This is a genomic window from Maribacter luteus (genome assembly GCF_009674825.1).
GTDB lineage: Bacteria > Bacteroidota > Bacteroidia > Flavobacteriales > Flavobacteriaceae > Maribacter_A > Maribacter_A luteus.
In genome coordinates this window covers 1-2,259 of record NZ_WKJH01000020.1, presented here as the reverse complement: position 1 = coordinate 2,259, position 2,259 = coordinate 1, and the positions used below count along the sequence as shown (strand labels likewise).

The window sequence follows — 2,259 nt, the reverse complement described above, 5'->3', positions numbered from 1 at the left end:
GATGAGCTGAATATCCACAGCAACCTGCCTCGTATGCGGTCGATACTTCATGACCGGCGAAATGTTTATCAACATAATCTTTAAGTTGTTCCGGGTTTGGTTGCATTGAAAATGACTTGCCTGAAAACAAATCTGTAGCACAATGTACTTTCCAACTTCGCTTGTGAATGTCGATGCTATAATTAATGCGGACTTATGGCTTTTAGGCTAGGTCTGTGTATATTTATAAAGTCCCTAAATTGAAAATTACGCGTCAGCGAAATATTCAAATTTAGCTTTGGACAAGAAAAAATAAAACTAAATAATAAGCTTTAGCTTCATGCCTAGACGGAAACGAAAAGTTCCTTGCCTGCCCTACTTCCCATAGCCTCAACCGTTGTGCCCCATTGAAGAAAAACTGTTTAACGATTAGAAATGTAGGAAATGAATATGACCTTTAGCACGAAAATAAATTAGGATTTAAAGGAAAGTCAGATTAATTGGAAAGTTATATTGGCTTTTATTCCCATTGCTTTTTTGACGTATCTTTTCCACGAATTCGGACATTGGACTTTTGGAGAGTTATTAGGGAATGATATGACATTAAGTTTAAATAATTCAGCTCCTCAAAGTGGACAATTTATTAGTGAATCCGATGCTCTATGGTCAGCAATTGGCGGACCGTTTTTTACGATATTTCAAGGATTGATATTTCTATTGATTACCTGGAAAACTAAATCAAGTATTGCTTATTCAATTGCTTTTTCTGCTGTTTTTTCACGTTTTTTCTCAATTGTTTTTGGTGGGATAAACCTACAAGACGAAGCAAGAATCGCAGCAATGTCAGGGATAAATAAATACCTGATTGCAACTACTGTGTTGACGATACTTTTCCTGATTTTGTGGAAATGTACTCAGATTATGAAATTTAATTTGAAAGTATTAGGATACTATGTTGTTTTGGGAGTTTTTGCAGTACTAATTGTAATAGGAGTTAATGAATTAATGATAGAATAGAAAACAACGGGGCACAACACCGGTAACCGTTGCACAAGCCCTTGAACAGCAAAAAAAAGACGTCTTTTAAGCCCTTTTTAGGGGCTTTTTGTTTTTAGGACATTGGGCATTCTAGATTTTTAGGGGGCCTACAAGTGTTCTTTCTAGTTCTTGGCACCTGTTTTTTATAAAAAATAACAAAGCAAGCATTCCCGCCCCGCTTTTTGAGCGTTTTCCGATGAACTTCAGGTATTTCTTCAGGTTGTAGGCGATTGCCAACTGGAAACTCGCGAACAGTTTTTCCTGATTATCCTTTTTTCCTTGCATACCTAAAGTTACGATCCCTTTACCCATCGACAAAGATTCGCAATGACTTTTTTCTTAACTTGTGCAACAGGCACAATGTATATAAAAAATTGCTATTTTGTGCTTAAACAATGTGAGTTGCTTTGTTTGCTAGCTTCTGATTTTCCTTCGGAAAATCCTCGCTCACAAACACGCAACATTTCATATACGTAACCGTTGGCAAACATTAACAACATGCATATGAACAGAATAATTATTACTATAGTTTTTACTTTATTTTTTTCGAATATCTATTCTCAATATAATTATGCTAAATTACCTTTGACCAAAAGTAAGTGTCCTACTTTTATTGTTGAAAAAGACATTATTGCGAATGAAAGTATTATCGGAACAACAAAAGAATTGATTGTTGATATAAGCGTTCTGAAAGACAAACCAAATCGGAAAGTACATAAATTCTACAATCTGACTGAAAACGGAATTATTTTTGTCAGTTTAAAGAAAAAAACTGCTTTTAAAACACAATCTGACTTGAACGAATTTTTCGGAATTAAAAAAAATAATGGAGTTTATGTAAATGGATATTTAATAGAAAATTCTGATTACAAAATTGCGACTGAATGTATTATGGAAATTGAATTGGTGGAACCTGATTCTGAAAACAAACTTAAGAGTAAAGCAATTAATGTTTGGACTCTAACTAAAGAACAAAGAATTAATGGTTGTGAAAAACAAAACGTGAATTAAAAATAACGATTTGCCAACACCGTATATAAAAAATTCCTAAAACAAAGGTAGTTGCGTGTTTGTAACATCTGATTTTCCTTCGGAAAATCCTCGCATACAAACCCGCAACTTTCCATATACAAACACGTTGGGTCTAATTTGAAAATCGTGGTAAATTTGGGGTTTTTACCAAAAATTGGTAAATTTGAGTATACATTAAAAAAAAATGAAAAATACATCCATATCACTCGG

The 2,259-nt window shown here is 33.8% G+C and carries 2 protein-coding genes; both read left to right on the top strand.

Annotated elements, in window-relative coordinates:
* Nucleotides 1–576: 576 nt before the first annotated feature.
* Nucleotides 577–996, top strand: a complete 420-nt coding sequence (locus GJ691_RS12245) for a hypothetical protein (protein ID WP_179955118.1) — start codon at nt 577–579, stop codon at nt 994–996.
* A 525-nt stretch (nt 997–1,521) separates the two neighbouring features.
* Nucleotides 1,522–2,028: a hypothetical protein gene (locus GJ691_RS12240; protein WP_154367290.1), complete on the top strand. Its 507-nt coding sequence runs from the start codon at nt 1,522–1,524 to the stop codon at nt 2,026–2,028.
* Nucleotides 2,029–2,259 lie beyond the last annotated feature (231 nt).

Coding starts and splice junctions, on each gene's coding strand:
- GJ691_RS12240 (WP_154367290.1), top strand. CDS start 1,522: ATGAACAGAATAATTATTACTATAGTTTTTACTTTATTTTTTTCGAAT.
- GJ691_RS12245 (WP_179955118.1), top strand. CDS start 577: ATGACATTAAGTTTAAATAATTCAGCTCCTCAAAGTGGACAATTTATT.